At 42.8% G+C, this 21,253-nt stretch carries 23 protein-coding genes and 1 tRNA gene; 9 read left to right on the top strand and 15 right to left on the bottom strand.

The window, feature by feature from the left end:
• Nucleotides 1-250: 250 nt before the first annotated feature.
• The 5 genes from ACOFKR_RS08990 to ACOFKR_RS08970 all read right to left on the bottom strand — a co-directional run bounded on the left by ACOFKR_RS08990 (nt 251) and on the right by ACOFKR_RS08970 (nt 7,129).
• Nucleotides 251-2,254: a M1 family metallopeptidase gene (locus ACOFKR_RS08990; protein WP_419800463.1), complete on the bottom strand. Its 2,004-nt coding sequence runs from the start codon at nt 2,252-2,254 to the stop codon at nt 251-253.
• A 164-nt stretch (nt 2,255-2,418) separates the two neighbouring features.
• The gene (locus ACOFKR_RS08985; RefSeq protein WP_419800462.1) at nt 2,419-4,362 is read right to left on the bottom strand and encodes a gliding motility-associated C-terminal domain-containing protein; all 1,944 of its coding nucleotides are present in this window, start codon (nt 4,360-4,362) and stop codon (nt 2,419-2,421) included.
• 156 nt (nt 4,363-4,518) lie between these two features.
• Nucleotides 4,519-5,385 (bottom strand): hypothetical protein, encoded by an 867-nt coding sequence (locus ACOFKR_RS08980; RefSeq protein ID WP_419800461.1) that lies wholly within the window; start codon nt 5,383-5,385, stop codon nt 4,519-4,521.
• Nucleotides 5,386-5,390: 5 nt separating this feature from the next.
• Nucleotides 5,391-6,518 carry a magnesium/cobalt transporter CorA gene (corA, locus tag ACOFKR_RS08975; RefSeq protein WP_419800460.1) on the bottom strand — a complete coding sequence of 376 codons (1,128 nt, stop codon included), beginning with the start codon at nt 6,516-6,518 and terminating at the stop codon, nt 5,391-5,393.
• The gene (locus ACOFKR_RS08970; RefSeq protein ID WP_419800459.1) at nt 6,518-7,129 is read right to left on the bottom strand and encodes a WbqC family protein; all 612 of its coding nucleotides are present in this window, start codon (nt 7,127-7,129) and stop codon (nt 6,518-6,520) included. The genes corA and ACOFKR_RS08970 overlap by 1 nt, the downstream gene beginning before the upstream one ends.
• Before the next feature lie 48 nt (nt 7,130-7,177).
• Between ACOFKR_RS08970 and ACOFKR_RS08965 the strand changes: the two genes are divergently transcribed.
• Genes ACOFKR_RS08965 through ACOFKR_RS08945 form a run of 5 tightly spaced genes read left to right on the top strand, consistent with a single transcriptional unit; the run spans nt 7,178 to nt 10,596 of the window.
• Nucleotides 7,178-8,050, top strand: coding sequence for a lysophospholipid acyltransferase family protein (locus ACOFKR_RS08965; RefSeq protein WP_419800458.1), 873 nt, complete (start codon nt 7,178-7,180; stop codon nt 8,048-8,050).
• Nucleotides 8,047-9,108: a glycosyltransferase family 2 protein gene (locus ACOFKR_RS08960; RefSeq protein WP_419800457.1), complete on the top strand. Its 1,062-nt coding sequence runs from the start codon at nt 8,047-8,049 to the stop codon at nt 9,106-9,108. Before ACOFKR_RS08965 ends, ACOFKR_RS08960 begins: the two co-directional genes overlap by 4 nt.
• Nucleotides 9,109-9,153: 45 nt before the next feature.
• Nucleotides 9,154-9,978, top strand: coding sequence for a hypothetical protein (locus ACOFKR_RS08955; RefSeq protein ID WP_419800456.1), 825 nt, complete (start codon nt 9,154-9,156; stop codon nt 9,976-9,978).
• A 30-nt stretch (nt 9,979-10,008) separates the two neighbouring features.
• Entirely contained in the window at nt 10,009-10,224 is a 216-nt protein-coding gene (locus ACOFKR_RS08950; protein ID WP_419800455.1) for a DUF6992 family protein, read from the top strand.
• Nucleotides 10,225-10,227: 3 nt separating this feature from the next.
• Entirely contained in the window at nt 10,228-10,596 is a 369-nt protein-coding gene (locus ACOFKR_RS08945) for a DUF6992 family protein (protein WP_419803633.1), read from the top strand.
• Nucleotides 10,597-10,608: 12 nt separating this feature from the next.
• Here ACOFKR_RS08945 and ACOFKR_RS08940 read toward each other — a convergent pair whose 3' ends face one another.
• Nucleotides 10,609-11,193, bottom strand: coding sequence for a riboflavin synthase (locus ACOFKR_RS08940; RefSeq protein WP_419800454.1), 585 nt, complete (start codon nt 11,191-11,193; stop codon nt 10,609-10,611).
• A 183-nt stretch (nt 11,194-11,376) separates the two neighbouring features.
• Here ACOFKR_RS08940 and ACOFKR_RS08935 point away from each other — a divergent pair, with 183 nt between their 5' ends.
• From ACOFKR_RS08935 to ACOFKR_RS08920, 4 genes are all read left to right on the top strand, one after another.
• Nucleotides 11,377-11,856 (top strand): HPP family protein, encoded by a 480-nt coding sequence (locus tag ACOFKR_RS08935; protein ID WP_419800453.1) that lies wholly within the window; start codon nt 11,377-11,379, stop codon nt 11,854-11,856.
• 5 nt (nt 11,857-11,861) lie between these two features.
• Nucleotides 11,862-12,251 carry a DUF1622 domain-containing protein gene (locus ACOFKR_RS08930; RefSeq protein ID WP_419800452.1) on the top strand — a complete coding sequence of 130 codons (390 nt, stop codon included), beginning with the start codon at nt 11,862-11,864 and terminating at the stop codon, nt 12,249-12,251.
• 189 nt (nt 12,252-12,440) lie between these two features.
• Complete coding sequence (locus ACOFKR_RS08925; protein WP_419800451.1) at nt 12,441-12,620, top strand: hypothetical protein; 180 nt, start codon at nt 12,441-12,443, stop codon at nt 12,618-12,620.
• 154 nt (nt 12,621-12,774) lie between these two features.
• Nucleotides 12,775-12,936: a hypothetical protein gene (locus ACOFKR_RS08920; protein ID WP_419800450.1), complete on the top strand. Its 162-nt coding sequence runs from the start codon at nt 12,775-12,777 to the stop codon at nt 12,934-12,936.
• Nucleotides 12,937-13,084: 148 nt separating this feature from the next.
• Here ACOFKR_RS08920 and ACOFKR_RS08915 read toward each other — a convergent pair.
• The 9 genes from ACOFKR_RS08915 to ACOFKR_RS08875 all read right to left on the bottom strand — a co-directional run bounded on the left by ACOFKR_RS08915 (nt 13,085) and on the right by ACOFKR_RS08875 (nt 21,251).
• Nucleotides 13,085-13,164 (bottom strand) — tRNA-Leu (locus tag ACOFKR_RS08915).
• Nucleotides 13,165-13,170: 6 nt separating this feature from the next.
• Nucleotides 13,171-13,692 (bottom strand): Fe-S protein assembly co-chaperone HscB, encoded by a 522-nt coding sequence (hscB, locus tag ACOFKR_RS08910; protein ID WP_419800449.1) that lies wholly within the window; start codon nt 13,690-13,692, stop codon nt 13,171-13,173.
• Nucleotides 13,693-13,708: 16 nt separating this feature from the next.
• Entirely contained in the window at nt 13,709-15,034 is a 1,326-nt protein-coding gene (rseP, locus tag ACOFKR_RS08905; protein WP_419800448.1) for an RIP metalloprotease RseP, read from the bottom strand.
• Between the two features lie 30 nt (nt 15,035-15,064).
• Nucleotides 15,065-16,222 carry a 1-deoxy-D-xylulose-5-phosphate reductoisomerase gene (locus ACOFKR_RS08900; protein ID WP_419800447.1) on the bottom strand — a complete coding sequence of 386 codons (1,158 nt, stop codon included), beginning with the start codon at nt 16,220-16,222 and terminating at the stop codon, nt 15,065-15,067.
• A gap of 57 nt (nt 16,223-16,279) precedes the next feature.
• Nucleotides 16,280-17,782, bottom strand: a complete 1,503-nt coding sequence (locus tag ACOFKR_RS08895) for a GH3 auxin-responsive promoter family protein (protein WP_419800446.1) — start codon at nt 17,780-17,782, stop codon at nt 16,280-16,282.
• Between the two features lie 4 nt (nt 17,783-17,786).
• Nucleotides 17,787-18,503, bottom strand: a complete 717-nt coding sequence (locus tag ACOFKR_RS08890; RefSeq protein ID WP_419800445.1) for a hypothetical protein — start codon at nt 18,501-18,503, stop codon at nt 17,787-17,789.
• 3 nt (nt 18,504-18,506) lie between these two features.
• Nucleotides 18,507-19,475 (bottom strand): glycosyltransferase, encoded by a 969-nt coding sequence (locus tag ACOFKR_RS08885; protein WP_419800444.1) that lies wholly within the window; start codon nt 19,473-19,475, stop codon nt 18,507-18,509.
• Nucleotides 19,476-19,669: 194 nt separating this feature from the next.
• The gene (locus ACOFKR_RS08880) at nt 19,670-20,620 is read right to left on the bottom strand and encodes a glycosyltransferase family 2 protein (protein WP_419800443.1); all 951 of its coding nucleotides are present in this window, start codon (nt 20,618-20,620) and stop codon (nt 19,670-19,672) included.
• Between the two features lie 43 nt (nt 20,621-20,663).
• Complete coding sequence (locus ACOFKR_RS08875) at nt 20,664-21,251, bottom strand: DUF4199 domain-containing protein (protein ID WP_419800442.1); 588 nt, start codon at nt 21,249-21,251, stop codon at nt 20,664-20,666.
• Between the last annotated feature and the right edge of the window lie 2 nt (nt 21,252-21,253).

Here is a 21,253-nt window from a genome sequence, read left to right as displayed (position 1 = left end):
AGAACTGGCCGTTAAACTTGAAATACTATAGTATTTACTTCCACAGTATTTACAAGTGTATTGTGATTTTTCACTTCCTTCATAAAAAACATGATGCTGTCCATCAGGATTTTTTGAACAGGAACTTGATGTTAAGCTCGAAACACTTGAATACTTGCTTCCGCAGCATTGACAGTAATAATTTGACATTTTTTTATTTTTATTTATTGTGTAGTGCCTACTCTATTAGGTTTTCGGCTTTCCCTTTTATCTACCGCACCTTCCAAACATTATTTCCCCGATCCACATCCGGCAACGCATGGTCAGGATCAATTTCAACTTTCATAACATCCTGCGTAACCGGCAGCTCAAAAGTGATGGCTTTGTTTTGCAGCCAGGTTTCTACCGGGAAGTGTTGACATTGCTTGCTGCCATCTTTATAAGTCAGTTCTAAAGTAAAGGGCATGGCCATTTTTTCGAGGTTTGCAATCGTAATACGGATGCTTCTTTTATCACCTGTTTTTTGATATTGTACATCGTGGATGGCCAAATCGAGTTTCCAGTTGTTATAAAACCAGCCTTTCCAAAACCAGGATAGATCTTCTCCTGCCCCGTTTTCCATCTCGCGGAAAAAATCATCCGGACGCGGGTGTTTGTACGCCCAATCGTGGATGTATTTTCGGAAAGCATAATCAAAACGCTCTTTGCCCAACACTTGTTCGCGCAGCAAAACCAAACCAAAAGCAGGTTTGAAATACGCAATCGGATGGCGATATTTTTCTTTGATCGCATCGGCAGCCGTCATGATTATTGGCGCGTCCGGGTCGATGATCGTCGGCACAATTTCATCTGCCGGAAAGCCGCCGCCGGGCGCATATTCGCCATCCCGTTTGGGTGCAAACTCACCTTTGTTGAACGCATCCGAAGCATAAACGTCAATAAACGTGTTGAAACCTTCGTCCATCCAGGCAAAACGGCGTTCGTTGCTACCCACAATCATCGGGAACCAGTTATGCCCAATCTCGTGCGCCGTTACCCAAAAAAGCTCTTTGCCTTTATCATAAATACCGTCAAAAACAATTCCCGGATATTCCATTCCGCCCGCAGTTCCGGCTTCGTTAACGGCAACCGGCCAGGGATATACAAACCATTTCTGTGAGAAATATTCGATAGAACCTTTTAAATATTCTGTGGCGCGCCCCCAGGCATCGTTGCCAGAACTTTCTATTGGATAAACAGACATGGCCATAGATTTTTTCCCGTTGGGGAGATTAACGCGCGCCGCATCCCACATATAAGCATTTGAAGCACCGAAAGCCACATCGCGCGTGTTCTTCATTAAAAAATGCCAGGTTAAAGTTCCTTTTTGCACCGGACGGGAAGCCGGATCTTTTATCTCCGCAGCAGATCGGATCATGATCGTTTTATCACTGTTACGCGCTTTTTCCAGTAAAGAGATTTGTTTCGTAGTCAATACTTCTTTCGGGTTTTGAAACTCACCGGAACCGGCCACGATCATATCCCAGGGCACATTCACTTTATAATCAATATCACCATATTCTAAATAAAATTCGCCTGCACCTAAAAATGGCAATGTGTCCCAGCCAGTAGCATCATCATAAACACACAACCGCGGAAACCACTGTGCAATCTCATAAATCTTGCCGTTTTTAGTTTGGTTATAATCCGTTCGGTTGCCAAAAGTTCCCGGAATTGTGTAATGATATTTAATCTGCAAACTAACTTTTCCGCCGTTCCCGTTTACCGCATTTGGCAAACGGATTTGCATCCGTGTATCATTAACGATGTAGTTTACGGTTTGCGCTTTACCATTGATTATAATTTCTACCGATTCAAATTCGTAACCTTTGGTGTGTTCGGTAGCTGGCCGACCGGTCACAAAATTGGAGCGTGCTGTTTTTACATAGGTATTTTGGTCAAGCTGCAGCCACAAATAAGGCAACGCGGCCGGGCTGTTGTTGGTGTAAGTAATATTTTCTGTGGCCGTTAAGGTTTTGGTTGAAGTGTCAATTTTAGCGTTTAACTGATAATCAGCCTTGTTTTGCCAGTATTTCGGTCCCGGAGAACCATCAGGAGAATGAAACCCGCTTCCCTTCTCTGTATAAAAACTGGGCGAAAACAGTTCATGCGGATTGTAGTTGGAGGCAATCGAATCATTCGGATCAACTGCGCGCCTTCGCTGTGCATAAAGGGAAGCCGTAAGCAGCATTACGCAAGAAACGGCCAGGGCAAAACCGGTAAAATACTTGTTCATGTTCGGGTGGAAAATTTGAACAGGCAATATAGTTGGTTCCGGGGGCAAATGCTTCTTTTATCGTATAAAAAACCTGCTGGAGAGTTTTGATCAGGGTTACAATCAGGAGACTTCTTTTATCGGCATAAAAATCATCAAAACCAGTATTCAATTTTAATTGGTGCTTATCGTACAAGCAGCAGCCATCCGGCCTTTTTAGGTAAGTTATCTTCCTTTAAATCAATTACATAATAATACGTACCAACTGATAACGGCTTGTAGTTATAAGTGCCGTTCCAGCCTTTTGGGTAGCCAATGCTATGGAAAACCAGATTACCGTAGCGGTTGTAAATGTTCACCTCGGCCAGCGGGTAGCTGTCTATATTGGCAATGTTCCACAAATCGTTCACACCGTCATTATTTGGGCTGAAGCTGTTCGGGATGATCAGTTTTTTAAAAACCCTGATAAAAACAGTACTGGTGCTTTCGCCGCAGCCCATTGCAGCAGCGGCGTGCAATGTATAAGTTATATCGCCGGGCGGCGTGGCAAGCGGCATTAAAGAGTTGGGGTTATCCAGATAAGATGCAGGCCCCCAGAAAGTATTGCTGCTCGTCCCGGTAATTTTTCCCTGCAAACGGACGCTTTCCCCCTCAAATATTTTTACAGGTTTCCCGGCATCCGCCACAGGTTTTTTTAATACAGTAACTGTTAACGAAGCCGTTGGTGCTACTTCCGGGCAGCCATCATTGTTTACCGAAAGCTGATAAGTAGTTGTTGCCGCCGGTGATGCAATCGGGTTTGCAATATTGGCGTTGCTCAAACCGGTTGCAGGCAACCACTTATAATGTGTTACGTTGGTACCAATCCCATTTAGCTGCACCGCATTTCCTTCGCAAATGGTTAGATCATTTAAAGGTGCTACTGATGGTGCAGGAAAAACCGAAACCTGCGTTTGCTGCGTTGTAGCGCAGCCGTGGTTAAAAACGGTTACTTGATAAGTGCCATTATCAATTATATCGGCATGGCTGGTGACCACCGGACTACTTTCGGTAGAAGTAAAATTATTAGGCCCGGTCCACAAATAACTGTCGCCACCGGTAGAACTTAAATATAAAGGCTGGCCAATGCAGGTGTTCGTTTTAGGTGAAACAGTTACAGCCGGAGGGGCATAAACATTGACAATAAGCGGATAAGAATAAATACGGCAGGATTCTGATCCGATTTGTGCCTGATTGATAATCCCGACCCGATACTCATGAGCACCGGCGGCAACATTGTTGAGGCTAACCGGTAAAGTCGGGGATTTTGCCCCGGGAATGTTTACCCAGCCATGGCCATCATTAAAATTTTGCTGCCATTGATAATCAGGATCATTGTATCCTGTTTGCTTAGAAACTAAATTATAATTCAAATTATCATGCACACAAGCACTCCTGGAAGTATTATCTGTTACCACACCAAAACCCGTCTGGATCAACTCTCCGCAGGGGCTGAAAGTAATATCGTCCATGGCAAAATCATTGCCCGCACCACCGGGCGCGTTGTTTATCATTTTGATAATCAAGTCTTCACCGCTTGTAGTGGATTTAAAAAAACCGCCGTATTGTGTAAAGACAACCGGATCGTTTTCTTTGATGGCAGGAATATCGCCTGTGTTATAACTACCCAGTAAATTACCGCTTACCGATTCTATCCGAAAGGTAATATTTGGTTTAGCATAGTTTTGGGTTTTGGGCAAATCCCGAAGGATATTCATGATATAAGCCCCGAAAAAATAGGTTGTATTTGGGCAGAGTTTGCTGCCGTCAACCTTTTTGGTGTAAAAAACGCTTGGCAGATAAGATGCGTTAACCAGCATAAAATACCCGAATTCATCTCCGGTGTGGTCATGGGCGATGTTTTGCCAGGTTGCCCCTTTACACGCCGAACCGAGGGATGTTGTGATGGTATAAGTTTCATCGTCCCCACCACAATCCGCAGCTGCATATTGCAGGTTGGTTTCGCCATTTTGAAACGCAGTGCCCAAACCATAAGTTTTACCGGCGCCAAAAGTTTCTTTAAAAGCAGGTTCGCCAAGGCTGCCCGTACAAGTTTGTGCCATTGCAGCATAACCTGATAAAATTGCCAAAAGCAGGACCGGTAAAAATCGATAAACAAAACGCATCGGGGTTTGGTAGCTGGGTTGAGTAAGCGTACCAAGTTAACATTTTATTTTATGTGATTTTTTATAGGATAAAAACAGCATTGTTGTTCAATACTGTTTTTATCACCTAAATTTCAGCAACTATTTGGGGGTTTGATAATAATAAATCGGTGCGTGTTTGCCTTCGCTGGTCGTGTAATAACCTTTTCCATCCGCGGTAAAACCGATTGCTTCGCCTTGTTTTTCGGCAGTATAAGGTAATTCTGCCGGTTTGGTTTGCATCACCTTCCACACGGACTTTCCGGGTTTGCGCTTCCAGTAATAAACTTTTTGGTAGCTTTTCAGCAGGATTTGCTTTCCATCGGCCGAAATATCCCCAGCAGTAATCCACTTCAGCAAAGGGAAACCTTTAAAATGAAGTTTGCCCAGCAGTTTCAACGAAATTGTATCGGTAAAAGAAGCATTGAGCGGCGCAGTGTAAACGCCCACAGAATCTTCGCGTTTGGTAACGATGTAAAACAGCCGGTCAACCGGGTCGATCATCAGCGTTTCGGCATCATGTTGCCCGTCTGGATATTTAAAATAATTGGTGTTGCATTTAAGGTTTTCGGTTGTTTTGTTTGAAACTACCGGCTCCCGAAACCGGTAAATTTCAATCGTTCTGCGCTGATGATGGTTATCGCCGATATCAGCCAGATAAACATAGCTTTTGCCTTTTTCCGGCCCCGGCCCAACGGCAATATCCTCGCAGTCAATGGCATCGCCTTTAAAATAAAAAGTTTCTATTAACTGTCCGTTCGGGCTGATGGCAAAAAAACGACTCGTATCGCCGCTGTCATTGTGCACATAAAAAATATTTTTGTTGATGCGGGAAGCTGCGATACCAGAAATTTCTTTCATCTCCGAACCTTGCAACGTGTTTTGATTTTGTGCCGAAACCAGTCTCACTGTAATCAAAACCACAACCCCGGCGGCCAATAAATATAAATACCGATGTTTGATTTTCATGTTGTTTAAAATTTCCTAAACCAGCCTTTCCGCCAAAAAAACACAAATTGCAACAGGGCAATCAGCAGCATTACCGCAAGTGCATAAATGTAACCGTGCGGCTTGTACAGTTCGGGCAGGTTATCGGGCAGTACGCGGTTGGTCACCGGGTCCACGCGTGCAAAGTTCATCCCGTAAATACCTGCAATAAACGTAAGCGGAATAAAAATGGACGAAATGATGGTGAGCACTTTCATGATCTCGTTCATACGGTTGCTGATGAGCGAAAGGTACATATCCACAATGCTTGAGGTGATCTCTTTATTGCTTTCGATCAAATCAATCACCTGGATGCAATGATCGTAAGCATCACGCAAGTACAGTTTATCGTTTTGATTGATAAACGGATTGTCCGTGCGGATCATATCGTTGATTTTGTCGCGCTCCGGCCAAACTGCGCGGCGCAGTACAATCATGCTGCGTTTTATCTGTTGCGATTCGTACATAACACTTCGGTCGGGGTTATCATACAAGCGGTCTTCCAGCAATTCCAGCGAATCACTTACTTTGTTCAGCAGGTCAAAATAGCGGTCAATCACTGTGTCCGTGAGTGCATAAGCCAAGTATCCTGTTCCGCCGGTGCGGATAAAACCTTTTCCGCCGGCCAGTCGCTTTTTTACGCCTTCAAAATATTCTTCATGCGTTTCCTGAAAGCTGATGATGATATTTTCCTTCACCAAAACAGAAAGCTGATAATCTTCGATCGCTTCCTGCCGGTGATAATGCAGCAAACGGCTCGTTAAAAAAACGTAACCTTCATATTGATCAAACTTGGGCCGCTGTTGTGTATGCACAATATCTTCCAGTACAAGGCGGTTAATTTCCAGTTTGCTGCCGATCTGCTCAATCAGGTTTTGGTCGCCCAAACCTTTGATCAAAATCCAGTGTGTATGATCGGTGCAAGCCTTCATCTGATCCAGGATCACCGAAATATCGGTTCCCTGATTGTCTATTATTTCCGTTTCATTGTACGAATAGATCTCGATTTTCGGTTTTAAAGCATCCCTGGAAATGGTTACCGATCCCGGCGATTCGCCAATTACATAGCTGTGTTTAGTTGCTTTTACTTTTAAACGTGTGCTATTTTTTGCCATTACAAATAATTACAGGCGTTTGGCCCCTGGTTAAACAGCAAATCAACAATGCTCAGGTTTTTCAGGAAGCCATGCCGGTCATCAAATACCTGAAAATATCGTTTCTGCTCAAAATCGTATTCCTGTTTCGGGTTGATGCTTTGCCGGAAATCCTGCCCTGAAACCACCTTTTCGTATTCTTCGGTATAATCCATTTCTACCTTCATTTTTAACAATTTAAACAGCAGTTGCAGCAGTGCTTCGTTCAGATCAAACAAAAAATCAAATTGTTTTCCTTCAAAAAAAGGTGCAAAATCAGCTTCGTAATACTCAAAATACGCCGAACTGCGGTAATAAGTTTGCAAACTCATCCATTGCTGCCGCTGCCAGTTAAAATCATAACAAATTTTAACGTCGCGTATTTTGGTGTGGTTCTTTGCGCCTTTAACCACCGGTACCACTAACGTCAGCGCGCCGTCGGGCGAATAAATCTGTGCACGGTTACGATAAGTTTGCTTTGGGAAATGCTCTTTTTGTTCGATCAAAAAACTGTTTTTATGCTGAAATAATTTTGTGAACCAGGCAACCGGCGGCAGGTAAAACATCGGGAAGATTGCAGCGTTATCGGCCATTAATGATAAGTTTGTGTCCTAAATTCAGCGAAAATAATGATAAATAAGGTGCTTACGAAAGTAGCCATTTTCTTTTTGTACCTGTTGTCGCTGCTGCCATTTTGGGTTTTGTACCTTTTATCGGATGCTGTTTTTATCATACTTTTTTATGTGGCCAAATACCGGCGCAAAGTAGTGCAGGAAAATTTGCGCAATGCTTTTCCGGAGAAAACAGCAGCAGAACGCTCACAAATTGAACGCCAATTTTACCGTTATCTGGGGGATTTACTGGTAGAATCTGTAAAAATGTTTAGCATTTCCCGTGAACAGCTCAATCAGCATTTTCACGTAGCCAACCCGGAAATGCTCAACAGTTATTTTGCCAATAAACAAAGCATTATCGGTGCGGTTGGCCATTATGGCAACTGGGAAATGGCGGCTTTGGCCTTGAGTTTATGCACCGATCATAAAAAACTAATTGTTTACAAACCCATCAAAAACAAACAAATTGAAGCGGTAACCAACCAAACGCGTGGCAAATTTGGTGCGCAATTGGTGGCCATGAAAGCAACTATGCGTACGTTAGTCAGCTTAAAAAACGAACAAATTATTACCGTTTTTGTAAGCGATCAAACTCCGGTCCGCGAAGAAACCCAATATTTCGCCAGTTTTTTAAACCAGCCAACCGCCATTTTTTTGGGTGTTGAAAAGCTGGCCAAATTAACAAACAGTGCCGTGATTTTTTGTGATATCCGCGTAGTAAAAAGAGGTTATTATTCGTGTACCTTCGTGCCTTTGATCAACGAACCCAAACGCACTGCCGAACACGAGATTACCGATCTGCATGTGCAATATCTGGAAAAAGTGATCCGTGAGGAACCGGCCTACTGGTTATGGTCGCACAGAAGATGGAAATTTAAACCGGAAGATATTCACAGATGAACATGCTGCATGAAACGGCAAAAGCACCTAAAGTTGCCGTGGTGATCCTGAATTGGAACGGTTTGAAATATCTGCAGACTTACTTGCCATCGGTTACGGCTTCCACTTATCCAAACCTGGAAATTGTGCTGGGCGATAATGGTTCTACGGATGGTTCTGTGGAATTTGTTCGCGCCAATTTTCCTATGGTAAAAACAGTATTGAACGATCAGAACTACGGCTTTACCGGCGGTTATAACAAGGTTTTGGCGCAGGTTCAGGCTGATTATTTTATCCTGCTAAATTCTGATGTAGAAGTTGTGCCGAACTGGATTGAACCGGTGATCAAGCTGATGGAAAGTGATGAACTGATTGCTGCTGCGGCACCAAAAATCCTTTCCTGGCAGCAAAAAAACAAGTTTGAACATGCCGGTGCGGCGGGTGGTTTTATTGATACGTTTGGCTATCCGTTTTGCCGCGGAAGGATTTTTTTCGAGATTGAGGAAGACCACGGCCAGTACGATCAAACTATTGAAGTGCTGTGGGCATCAGGCGCTGCTTTATTTATCAAGCAAAAATACTGGGGACTTTCTGGTGGTTTTGACGAACGTTTTTTCGCCCACATGGAAGAAATCGACTTGTGCTGGCGGTTGAAAAATATGGGTTTAAAAGTGATGTATTGTGCCGAATCTACCGTTTATCATTTTGGCGGCGGTACGCTGGACGTGGAAAACCCGTATAAAACCTATCTTAATTTTCGTAATAATTTACTGCTTTTACAGAAGAATTTGTGGCTACGCAAAAGCGTGTTCATCATCCCGATGCGCTTTTTGCTGGATTTCGTAACGCTGGCCCGTTTTCTCAGCGAAGGCAAACGCAAAGATGCCGCCGCCATCAGCAAAGCACACCGCAACTTTATCCGGCAACTTTTCACCAATTCCGGTCAGCGGCAAAAAGTACGAAGCGAACGCCATGCGGATTATAACCTGCAATCAACCGCTGGTTTTTACAAAGGCAGCGTAGTTTGGGCTTTTTTTGTGCGGAAGGTGCGCCGGTTTTCGGAGTTGAAGGGCTGGTAATTTATATTAGTATTTTGATTAAAACTATTTGAATAAACATTTAAGATGATAACCCATAACATCTCAGACATCACTGCGACTGCTCTAGAATTTGCGAAATATATTGGCTCATTTGCTATTGGAGGTATTGTTTTTTTGATTAAAGAAAAATACCAAAATAGAAAAGCAATATTTACTAAACGAGTTTGGGGTCAACAATTAGCCTTTTCGGTTCAAAGTCAAGATTGGGGCGATATTCAAATACTATATAATGGTGTGCAATCAAATAATCTTCATATCATTTCGGCAGAAATTACAAATACTAGTAGTAAAGATTTTTCAGATTTAGTTTTTGAATTTTCAGTTCCCACCAGTTCTGTTATATACCGACATCAGGGTCAACTTATATATGATGATTTAACCAAAGATTTATCTTTACAAAAAGATTTCAATGATCAATTTGAAAGAATTAGAACCAGCCATTTACTTCAATTAGAAAATGAACAAATAATTGATAATAATTTACAAAAAGAGATTTCTTTTGTAACTAGACATAGAAGGTTTGATATTCCCTTAATACAAAGTAAAACGAATGCCACATTTCACTTTTTAGTGGAAGATTATCAAAACAAACCCCATTTAAATATAAGTATTTTAAAACAGGGCTTAAGATTAGTTCCTTATCAAAATGATACAGAAAGAAAAGATTTGAAAAAAAAATGGACCGAACACGGAGGTCTTGTAATATTCTTAATAGTAGCATATCCAATATATAAATATTCTAACACTGTTTCTTTAGCTATATTTTTAATGGTAATAAATTTATTTCTCGCATCGACAATTTCGCTTGGGCTTTATTATGCGTTTTTTTGGATTAAAAAGATTTTATAAAAATATCCGTCATTGTTTACTTCTTTACCAATGAAAAAAACAATCCTCGTATTCCTACTAGTTCTCTCCACCCAAGCCAAGTCCCAAGATACCCTCTCCCATCTCAACCAGAAACGAAACGAGATTAACCAAACCGGCATGAAGGTTCTGGGCGGTTGGGCGATTGCAAATATCGCGATAGGCAGCATTGGTTTTTATAAAACTAAAGGCGCGGCGCGGTATTTTAACCAGATGAATATTTTCTGAAACATCGTAAACCTGGGTATCGCAACCGCCGGTTTTTATGGTGCAAAAACAGCATCAGAAAAGCAATTCGACCTGAAACAAAGCTTTGCAGAACAGCGCAAAACAGAACGAATTTTACTGATTAATGCCGGATTGGATTTGGCATATATCGCTGGCGGCGTTTACCTGAACCGGCGCGGCATCAGCAAAAACTCTGACCGTTTGCATGGTTACGGCAACGCGGTTATTTTGCAGGGTGCGTTTTTATTTTTGTTCGACAGCGCAATGTTTGGTATTCAACACAAGCATCAAAACTCCGGAAAATCGCTTTTCAGCAACCTGCAGCCCGATTTTAATGGCAGGCAATTTGGCGTGGTTTACAAAATTAAGTAGCTAAAAACAGTATCAACGCTGCATCAGCCGGGCCACGTATTTGCCAATCACATCGAACTCCAAATTCACTACAGAACCTTCGCGCACCTGCTGCAAATTGGTGTGCTCGTAAGTGTAAGGAATAATGGCGACCGAAAACGTGTTTTGAACAGAATTAACTACTGTCAGGCTTACGCCGTTTACACAAACCGAACCTTTTTCTACCGTTACATTTCCGGCCAAAGGATCATATTCAAAAGTGTATTCCCAGCTGCCGTCCAGCTCGCGATAAGCAATGCAAACTGCCGTTTGATCTACATGTCCCTGCACAATATGGCCGTCCAGCCGGTCGTTCATCCGCATACAACGTTCGAGATTTACCTTGTCGCCAACTTGCAAACGGCTCAAATTGGTTTTGTTCAGTGTTTCTTCAATCGCCGTAACAGTATGCAAACCATCTGCAATGGCCACCACCGTAAGGCAAATGCCATTGTGGGCGATGGATTGATCGATTTTAAGTTCGTGCGCCAGGCCGGAGTCGATGGTCAAATGCAGGTTTCCCTGTTCGCTGAACAAATCGGTAACGGTGCCTAAAGTTTCTATAATCCCGGTGAACATATTTGTAATTATTATCCTGATTTTGGGTTGATAAAAACAGTATGGCCACTTGCTTTTTATCGGTACAAAGTTTAAAAATCTATCCCGGATTTTGGTTGATAAAAACAGCATCGGCCTAAAAACTACAATTGTTAAACTATTTTTGGACAGGTTGCTTTACAAACCTGATAATTGCATCCAACTATGCGCAACCGTTATGATCTGAAAACCGAAATCTCGCTGGCCTTGCTGCCCACCACCATTATGGCAATAGTGCTGTTTTTGCTGGAGGCATACAGTAAACAGCATTTGCTTTTTGCTTCGCTGGCGTCCAGTGCGTTTTTGATTTACCTTGATCCGCAGCATCCTACCAACAATATTTACACACTGGCGATGGCTCAGGTTTCTGCTGCGCTGATCGGTATCGGAGTGCTTAAAGCGATCGGCCCTGGTTATGCCTCGGCTGTGCTGGCAATGGTTATCTCGATCCTGTTTATGATTTTGTTGAACGTGATGCACCCGCCTGCAGTAGCAACGGCCTTGACATTTGCTTTTGAAACCGGCAAAACGCTGCCTTTATTTTTTATCGCACTTGGCTTGCTGCTGTTGCTTGTTATCATCCAAAAAACTTCCGTCTGGATCATCAGCAGGAACGTAACGAAAAAACCGATTGAAAAACTATAAAAAACATGAATGCTTCTGCAGAAAATTTTACAATGAGTTTAGTGCAATGGCTGCGCCTGGGCGTAGAAATTACCGGTGCCGGTACAATTGCCATCGGTTCGGCCATTTCTTTGTACCGGTTTGTCCGCGCGCTTTTTAGCGGACAGGAAATGGATTTTAACGCTATCCGGCTTACTTTGTCGCGCTATCTGGCACTGGCTTTAGAGTTTCAGTTAGGGGCAGATATTTTATCAACCGCCGTAGCACCCAACTGGCAGGAAATCGGAAAATTAGGTGCCATTGCCGTTATCAGGACCGGTTTAAACTTCTTTTTATCGAAAGAAATGCAGGAAGAAAAGAAAGCTTCGGCCGGGGAAGCAGATGTGCAGGCAAAAATCAACACCAAAACGGTTTGATCTCTGCAACAAAAACACGTTTACTTTTTGAGTTTTATGTTGAAGTGCAATTATTTTTAACAGGTTAATAAAATTGAAGAAAACTATAACAATTACAGTCAAAAGCATTTTAATTGCTCCTAATCTTTTTTATTTTTAGCCTTTCCGGTACTCAGTCGGGAAAGAAACTAAAATATAAACTACTACAAAATGAGAAAGCTAAAATTTTTAAAACTGTTGTTGCTGGTTGGTTTCCTGTCTATCCTTTGCTCTGTTTTGCTGGGGCATTTCACCCCGATTTCAGAATCTTTAAAAGGGTTTTTGAAAGGAGCAGGCATCACATTGATTGTTGCGTATTTTTTAAAGGCCAGTGTAACCAAATCGGCCTGAATTTTGGCAAACAGCCCGGACCAATGCTGTTAAACCTGCTTCGGCAAAACATCAATTGCTGATCCGATAAAGCCATCTTCCCGGAAGATGGCTTTATTGTTTTTAACGCAACTGTATCCGGGCAAATGCGTATTTTGCTCAAAATCAAATAACCATGAAATCAACTTTATCCATGATTGCGCTTGTGGCAATCCTTTTCAGCAGTTCTGTATTTGCACAAGACACAATGAAACACAGTACGAAAACCAGGAAAGTAGTTACGCACAAAACAACCAAACACCACAGGGTTGTAAAGAAAACCAAGCCAGCTATGTAAGTGCTGTTTTTATCTGCCTTTTTTTGAAATAGGCCCTGACAATGTTTTTGTCGGGGTTTTTAATATATGTTGGTGTAATTGCTACAGAATATAAGTTTGTGTTCTTAATACAAAACACAAAAGCCTTGATAAAAATATCAAGGCTTTGTACCCAGCGCCGGAGTCGAACCGGCACGGTTTCCCACAGGTGTTTGAGACCAGCGCGTCTACCAATTCCGCCAGCTGGGCTTGTTGTTAACGGGCTGCAAACGTATTAAAACTTTCGGTAATCCGCAACAAATATTTCTTGCGGTAATAAATATCAAGCACTTTTTTAAAAGCTTCGTTTTGCCCGGCTTTATCTTTAATCTCGAAATCCCGGGTTTGCCCTGCAAGTTCCAGTTCCAAATTATCGGATGCTTCTTTTACCGATGTTTTTATCCGGTTGATCGTTGCTTCGTCATCTGCGTCCATCAATTGCTCGTTCAACTCCATCATCTCCATCAAAAAATCCGGCCCTAAAGGATATTTATCACCTTCGGACAACAGGTTATGTTGCCGTAAAATATATTCAACACGCCTGTCCGTATTGGCCAATACCTGGTAAGCTTTGTTGTTCAAAGTTGATAACTCTAAAACTTCCTGCTGCTTTTCTGCACTTTCTGAAGCATAAAAATCCGGATGGTATTTTTTGCTCAGTTCATAAAACTTCTTTTTGAGTTGTGCCGCATCAATTTTAAATGATTCCGGCAAGCCGTAAAATTCAAAGTAATCCATCTTTTTAAGTTTGGAATTATTTATTGATGACGTGGCGTAAAATATCGTTTCCATAAACAAAAACCATCAGCGCAATCAAAATACAGAAACCCACAATTTGTGCTTTTTCCATAAAACGATCGCTCAACGGTTTGCCTTTTATCATTTCAATGATCAGAAACATAGCGTGGCCGCCATCCAATGCCGGGATCGGCAGCAAGTTCATCAACGCCAAAGCCATTGATAACAGGCCAACCAGACTCCAAAATTTCGCCGCATCAAAATGGCTTCCAAACATCGTAGCCATCGTAACCGGACCTGCAAAAGCGCGGTTGGCCTTGATTTGTCCGGTTGCAACTCGGCCAATTCCTTTTGCATTATCTGTAAAAGAACTCCAGGCTTTAGAGGCACCAACCGGCAGGGAAGAAACAAAACCAAACTTCTCTTTTGCAATAACCGGCTCATCACCTTTGGCGGCAAAACCCAGCGTTCCCTGCGCATTAACGGTTGCCGGCAACTGCACCAACTGGTTGTTGCGTTTTACTTCCAGGTTGATCTGCTTGTTTTTGTTGGCCTTGATCAGGGTTTGAAACTGATCAAAAAAAGCAACCTGCTGGCCGTTTACAGCTTTGATGCTATCACCTTTTTGCAAACCTGCTTTCTGCGCATTGCTGTTTGGCACGATAGAATCCACCATAAATTTACTGCGCAACTGGATGAATTCGCCGATCCCGTAGTCAGCCACTTCGTTATAAATATTGCCCGGAACGGTAATGTTCATCATTTTGTTATCGCGATCAACCGTTAACTGTGAATTGCCCAGCAATACTTTCGAGCTGATCAATTCTTCAAAACGGACAATTTTTTTGCCGTTTACCGCCGTGATTTTGTCTCCTGCTTTCAGGCCGATATCCCTGCCGATAATGCCCGGCACGATGCCATACTTTACACTTTGGTTCGGGATATAGCTTTCGCCGTATTTGATCGTCAGCATCCAAAAAATAAAAATACCCAAAACGATGTTTACAAAAATTCCGGCCAGCATCACAATCAAGCGTTGCCATGCAGGTTTCGAGCGAAATTCCCAGGGTTGCGGCGGCCCGGCCATTTGTTCGGTGTCCATAGATTCATCGATCATACCGGCAATTTTAACGTAGCCACCCAGCGGCAGCCATCCAATGCCATATTCTACGCCTTTATAAGTGTATTTGAACAAACTGATGTTCCAGGCATCAAAAAACAGGTAAAATTTTTCAACCTTGATCCCGAAAGCGCGGGCGGCAAAAAAGTGGCCTGCTTCGTGCAAAATTACCAGGATAGACAATCCGGCAATCAGCTGGCCAATCATAATTAAAACGTTCATATCAATATTATAAATTTCTGGATGCTGTTTTTAGGCACCTTTTTTTAATAAATTTTTAGCTAAAACTCTTGTTTCCAGGTCAGTATGCAAATAATCGTCCAATCCCGGTGTTTTGTGCAGGGCAATCCGCTGCGTACATTCTTCAATCAAATCGCTCATCCTTAAAAAACTGATCTGCTCATTTAAAAAACCTTCCACTGCAATTTCATTGGCTGCATTGATGATGCATGGCATGTTTCCGCCACTATCCAAAGCGGCAAAAGCCAAAGCAAGGTTACGAAAAGTTTTCAGATCAGGTTGTTCAAACGTCAGGTTCGGAAAATCCGCGAAGCTAAAACGCGCAAAATTATTTTTTATTCTCTGCGGATAAGTCAGCGCGTATTGTATCGGCAGCTTCATGTCTGGCAAGCCCATCTGCGCTTTCACCGAGCTGTCTTTAAATTGCACCAGCGAATGGATGACCGACTGCGGATGCACAATCACCTCAATCTGACCGGCAGCCAGATCAAACAGCCATTTTGCCTCGATCACTTCCAAACCTTTGTTCATCAGCGAAGCAGAATCGATCGTAATTTTTGCGCCCATCACCCAATTTGGATGTTTTAATGCCTGATCTTTTTTTACTTTCGATAAGAAAGAAATATCTTTTCCACGAAACGGGCCGCCGGATGCCGTCAGGATTATTTTTTCTACCGATTGCGGCTCCTCTCCTGCCAAACACTGAAAAATCGCCGAATGCTCCGAATCTACCGGCAAAATGTTGACGTTATGTTTTTTGGCCAGTTCCATCACCAGTTCTCCGGCCACAACCAGCGTTTCTTTGTTGGCCAGCGCAATGTGTTTTCCGGCTTTTATGGCAGCAATTGTGGGTTGCAAGCCGGCAAAACCAACTAAAGCGGTCAAAACCAGCTCAATTTCAGGTGCAGCCACCACTTCAGCAATTGCTTCAACCCCGGCCAAAACCTTGATTTGCGTATGCTGCAATGCTTCTTTTACGGCATAAAAAAGTGCATCACGACTGATCACCACATAATCCGGCAAAAATTCCAGGGCCTGTTCAATCAATAAATCAGCGTTGGATTGCGCAGTGAGCACACAAGCGCGAAAAAGGGTCGGGTTTTCCCGGATCACCTGCAATGTTTGCGTGCCGATGCTGCCGGTGGAACCTAAGAGGGCAATACTTTTCAAAAGGGAACGAGTGTAAAGGTTTTTGTGAGACTGATGCTGTTTTTATCGTGCAAAAATCTACATTAAAATATAACTTTCCAACTCTGTGGCAATTGTACGATCATTTGACAATCGCGGGACTTTATTTTGACCGCCCAATTTGCCTTTCGTCCGCATAAAATCAATAAAAGCATTTTTTTTGAGCTGACGGATTTTTAAAGGCTGTAGGATTTTTCCGGTAATCAAATCGGCGTAATAAATATTTTTTTGCTGAAGGATGTTGTCAACTTTCAAACTAAACACTTCAAAATTTTTCGGAAGCTTTCCAAACTCGATAAACCATTCGTGAAAAGGCAGTTCACCATCCGGCGGGTTTACCTGCGGCGCAACCGTAAATTCTGTGATTTCTGCATTTTCTTCCGCAGCAACCTGCATCAACGCCTGCTCCACTTCTTCGCCGATCACGTGCTCGCCAAAAGCAGAAATAAAATGCTTGATGCGGCCGGTCACCACAATTTTATATGGATTGATCGACGTAAATTTAACCGTATCGCCCAAACTGTAGCCCCACAAACCAGCGTTGGTGTTCAAAATCAGTGCGTAATTTTTGTTCAGCTCGATTTGTTTCAGGTTGAGGCGGATTGGGTTTTCATCAAAATAAGTTTCTGTTGGGATAAACTCGAAAAACATTCCGGCATCGGCCAGCAACAATAATTCGTTGCTTTTTTGCGAATCCTGGTAAGCGATGAAGCCTTCGGAAGCCGGATAAGTTTCGATAGAATCAATTTTAAAACCGATACTTTCCTCAATTCTGGCACGATAAGGCTGATAATTTACGCCGCCGTAAACGAACAGTTTGAAATTCGGAAAAACATCTTTAATTTTTTTACCACCGGATTTTTCCGACAAACAATCAAAATACATCTGGCACCAGGGCGGGATGCCGGAAATCAGCGTCATGTTCTGGTTGATGGTTTCGTCCGCAATTGCATTTACTTTGGCTTCCCAATCTTCAATTCTATTAATTGGATCACTTGGCATCCGGTTTTTCAGCAAATATTTTGGCACGTGATGCGCTACAATTCCTGATAATCTGCCCACAAAAATCCCGGCTTTGGTTTGCAAATCCGGGCTTCCCTGCAAAAAAATCATTTTTCCATCGGTAAAAGAAGCATTGCCCGTTTCGCGAATGTAATTGAGCAAAGCATTTCGTGCCGCGCGGATATGCTCAGGCATGGAATCTTTGGAAATCGGAATATATTTTACCCCGGAAGTTGTGCCTGAAGTTTTGGCCAGATAAAGCGGTTTGCCCGGCCAAAGCACGTTTTCTTCGCCGCAAACTACGCGATCTATATAAGGTTTTAATTCTTCGTAATCGCGTATGGGGACACGCTTTTTAAAGTCTTCATAACTTTTGATTTCTGCAAAATGATGATCGCGGCCGAATGCTGTTTTTACACCTGTTTTTATCAGGTTTTGAAAGATTTTATCTTGAAATTTGACGGCATTTTTCCGCAGTTTATTAATCTGCCAGGAAACAAAAAGAGCGAACGGTTTGCTCAATGCTGTTTTTATGCCCATAAAATCAGTGCGTTTCGGCTACGTCATCGTCCACATCTATTCTGCTGAAAACCAATTTGCGGTAAGTTACGATCAGGATCACGTTAACGAAGGGAAATAAAACCAGCACGATCTTCCCGACCACAAAAAAACCGGCAGCAATCACCAGCACCATAATGCCCAGCAGCGCCAGCAAATGCAGCAGGTGATGCTTGGTCAAAATCCGGCTTTGGCGCAAAGATTCTATCGGGCCGGAGTTGTCATCCACAATAAAACAGGCGCAAAACATGTAGCGCAGTGCGGCATACAAAATCAGCATCACTTCCAGCACTTTTACGTTTTGGATCACGCTGTCGGAGTAGTTTTCCAGCCCTTTTTCTATACCGATATTGAGCGTTACAATTGCAAACGCAAGGAGCAGGCAAATGGCAATAAAACTCCAGACCATTTTCATGGTGGGCAGCATCTGGGCAAAATCTACTTCGTAATATTCGTTGTCCATCAGCGTAAAAACCAATTTGTATAAACCCAGCGTGGCGTAAGTCTGGATGATCATCAGGATCAAAAACACCAGAAACTCGGCAAAAGCATCGTTCCTGATATCTACTACGGCACTAAAAAACTGCACTGTGCCCAGCACAACCGTTACGATTGCGGCATAAATGATAATGCTGAGGAAATTTTTTTTAGTAACATCCCATGCAGTTTTAAAAGTTTCTGCAATGGAAAACGGGTGGTACATAGCTTAATGTCTGTTAAATATAATGCGTTTGCAAAAATCCTGCATAAAACCAAGCCCATAAGCGGTTAGCTGAATAAAAGCGGCAAATATGCTCAAAAATGCAACTTTTGCTGATTTATTTCTTATCCAGGAATGAAAAAATATCAACAAAATAAATATTGCCAGCAACACATTGCAGAGTTCTGAAACCGGCCAGTTGAACACGTTGGCAATCAGCGAAAAGATTAAACCAAGCGTAAAAACAGCCGGAAAAAAATGCACCGCTTTTAATCCCGAAGGAAAAAACTTGTAAATATTGATGCGTGCACGGCCGAAAAAATGAATCTGTTTGTAAAACTGCAAAAAGCTGGTGCGCCGTTTATGGTAAACTTTTGCTTCGGGAATTAACCCGGTTTTGAAACCTGATTCATGGATGCGGATACTCAGTTCAATATCTTCGCCCAAACGCGTGATGATAAAACCGCCCGTTTTTTGGTAAACTTCCCGCGATAAACCCATGTTAAAGCTGCGCGGATGAAAATCCCCGATGCGTTTTTCGCCGCCCCGGATGCCGCCGGTGGTAAAAGGCGAAGTCATGGAATAGCTGATGGCTTTTTGTATGGGCGAAAAAGAATCGTGCGACGCGTCCGGGCCTCCGTAAGCATCCAATTTTCGGGCGATGATTTCGCGGTTGACGATTGCCAGATAATCTGCCGGGATTAAACAATCCGAATCAAAAATGATAAAATAAGCACCTTTTGCACGTTCAAAACCAAAGTTTCGGCTAAAACCCTGTCCGCTGTTTTCCTTTACAAAATATTTCAGGTCGAGGCGGTCTTTAAAATCTGCAATTACCGCAGCAGCATCGAGTTGTGAACCGTCTTCAATCACCAAAACCTCAAATTGCTTATAGGTTTGCAGCACCAAAGTTTCCAGCAGTTCGCGGATTTCCTGAGGGCGGTTGTAAAGCGGGATGATGATCGAAAAAAACATAAATTTAGAACAAAGAAGTATTACTTTTTTAACTGGTTAGTCATCCCCCTAACCCCCTTTGAAGGGGGAATGTATATTGGCTACCTGTCCAAACTATAAATAACGGTTAGAAAGGCAGCGAACTTTGCTTCCCCCTTTGAAGGGGGTTAGGGGGATGACCTTTATTTTCTAAATTTATACTGATAAAAGAAGCATCAAATCCTTTTATCGATCTGATAATTATTACGTTCCGGAGAGTTGCGCGAAATCATCTCGGCCACAAAACCCGTTAAAAACAGTTGCGAACCTAAAATGACAGCCGTTAAAGCAATGTAAAACAGCGTATTATCGGTAACGTTTCGGTATTTTACGTGATTGGAAATGTCATAAAGTTTTGAACCGATCAGCCAGAAAACAATCCCAATCCCCGTTAAAAAACACAACGTGCCCAGCGTGCCGAAAAAGTGCATTGGCCGTTTAGAAAACTTGCCGACAAAAAAAATCGACAGCAAATCCAGGAAACCGTTGATAAACCGACTGAAACCAAACTTGGTTGTGCCGTATTTGCGGGCCCGATGCTCCACAACCTGCTCCGTGATTTTGGTAAACCCCGCCCATTTGGCCAGCACCGGGATGTAGCGGTGCATTTCGCCGTAAACCTCAATATTTTTGACCACTTCTTTGCGGTAAGCTTTCAGGCCGCAGTTAAAATCATGTAAGTTGTGGATGCCCGACATGCTGCGTGTGGCCGAATTAAAGAGTTTTGTGGGGATGGTTTTGCTGATCGGATCATAACGTTTTGCCTTCCAGCCGGAAACCAAGTCAAATTTTTCCTGCGTGATTTTTCGGTACAATTCCGGGATTTCCTCCGGCGAATCCTGCAGATCGGCATCCATCGTAATGATGACGTTGCCGTTCGTGGCTTCAAAACCAACGTTCAGCGCAGCAGATTTCCCATAATTCCGGCGGAATTTTATGCCGCGGATAAAGGGGTTTTGTTCATATAAACTTTCAATCACTTCCCACGAACCATCGTTGCTGCCATCATCAACCAGGATAATTTCGTACGTGTAACCATGCGTTTTCATCACCTGCCTGATCCAATCCGTCAGTTCCGGCAATGATTCCGCTTCATTAAATAAAGGCACAACTACTGAAATATCCATTTTATCAACGCAAAGCTTAACAGGCGATGCTTCTTTTATCGTACTAAATTTGGTTTTTATTTGACGGAACCCGCACTAACTCTTCGTTTTTAAACAGCGCGCCAAAAATCAGTGAAGCCAAAAACAACAGCAAAACCACGATACCGAAACTTTGCACATAACCCCACGCGCCGGATTGTTGCCGCTCGTTAAAATCTTTGCGCAACGCGGCAGTTTCTTCACGGATATGCTGCCCGCTGGTGTTTTGGTTTCTGCGGATTGCTGCTTTTACCGCCTCAATTTTGTTTTCAATGTTGATGCCCATTGCCGGATCGATCACTTTAGAATACACGATCATGCTGAAAAAAAAGATGATATAGGAAGTGAAAAACATCATAAAAACGCCTGAGGCCGCCTGCCGCAGCGTCCAGTAACCGCCAATTTTTTCGCGCAGGTGCAGGCAAAGCAAAATGGCGATAACTATTGGCAAAAGGTTGGTAAATATTAGCGGACTAAATGCTGTCATCCAAAGCGGTGTGTTTACTTTGGTCATCAGAAAATAAGAAAAAAGGTTCAGCAAAAAGATGGAAACGCCCAAAACAACTCCGTATTGAATGCCTTTTATCCTGATTTTCCGGTTCAGATCCTGCATTT

This window comes from Mucilaginibacter sp. (assembly GCF_965201005.1).
Lineage (GTDB): Bacteria > Bacteroidota > Bacteroidia > Sphingobacteriales > Sphingobacteriaceae > Mucilaginibacter_A.
The sequence above is the reverse complement of the archived record's forward strand: the minus strand, read 5'-3'. Positions and strand labels throughout refer to the sequence as shown.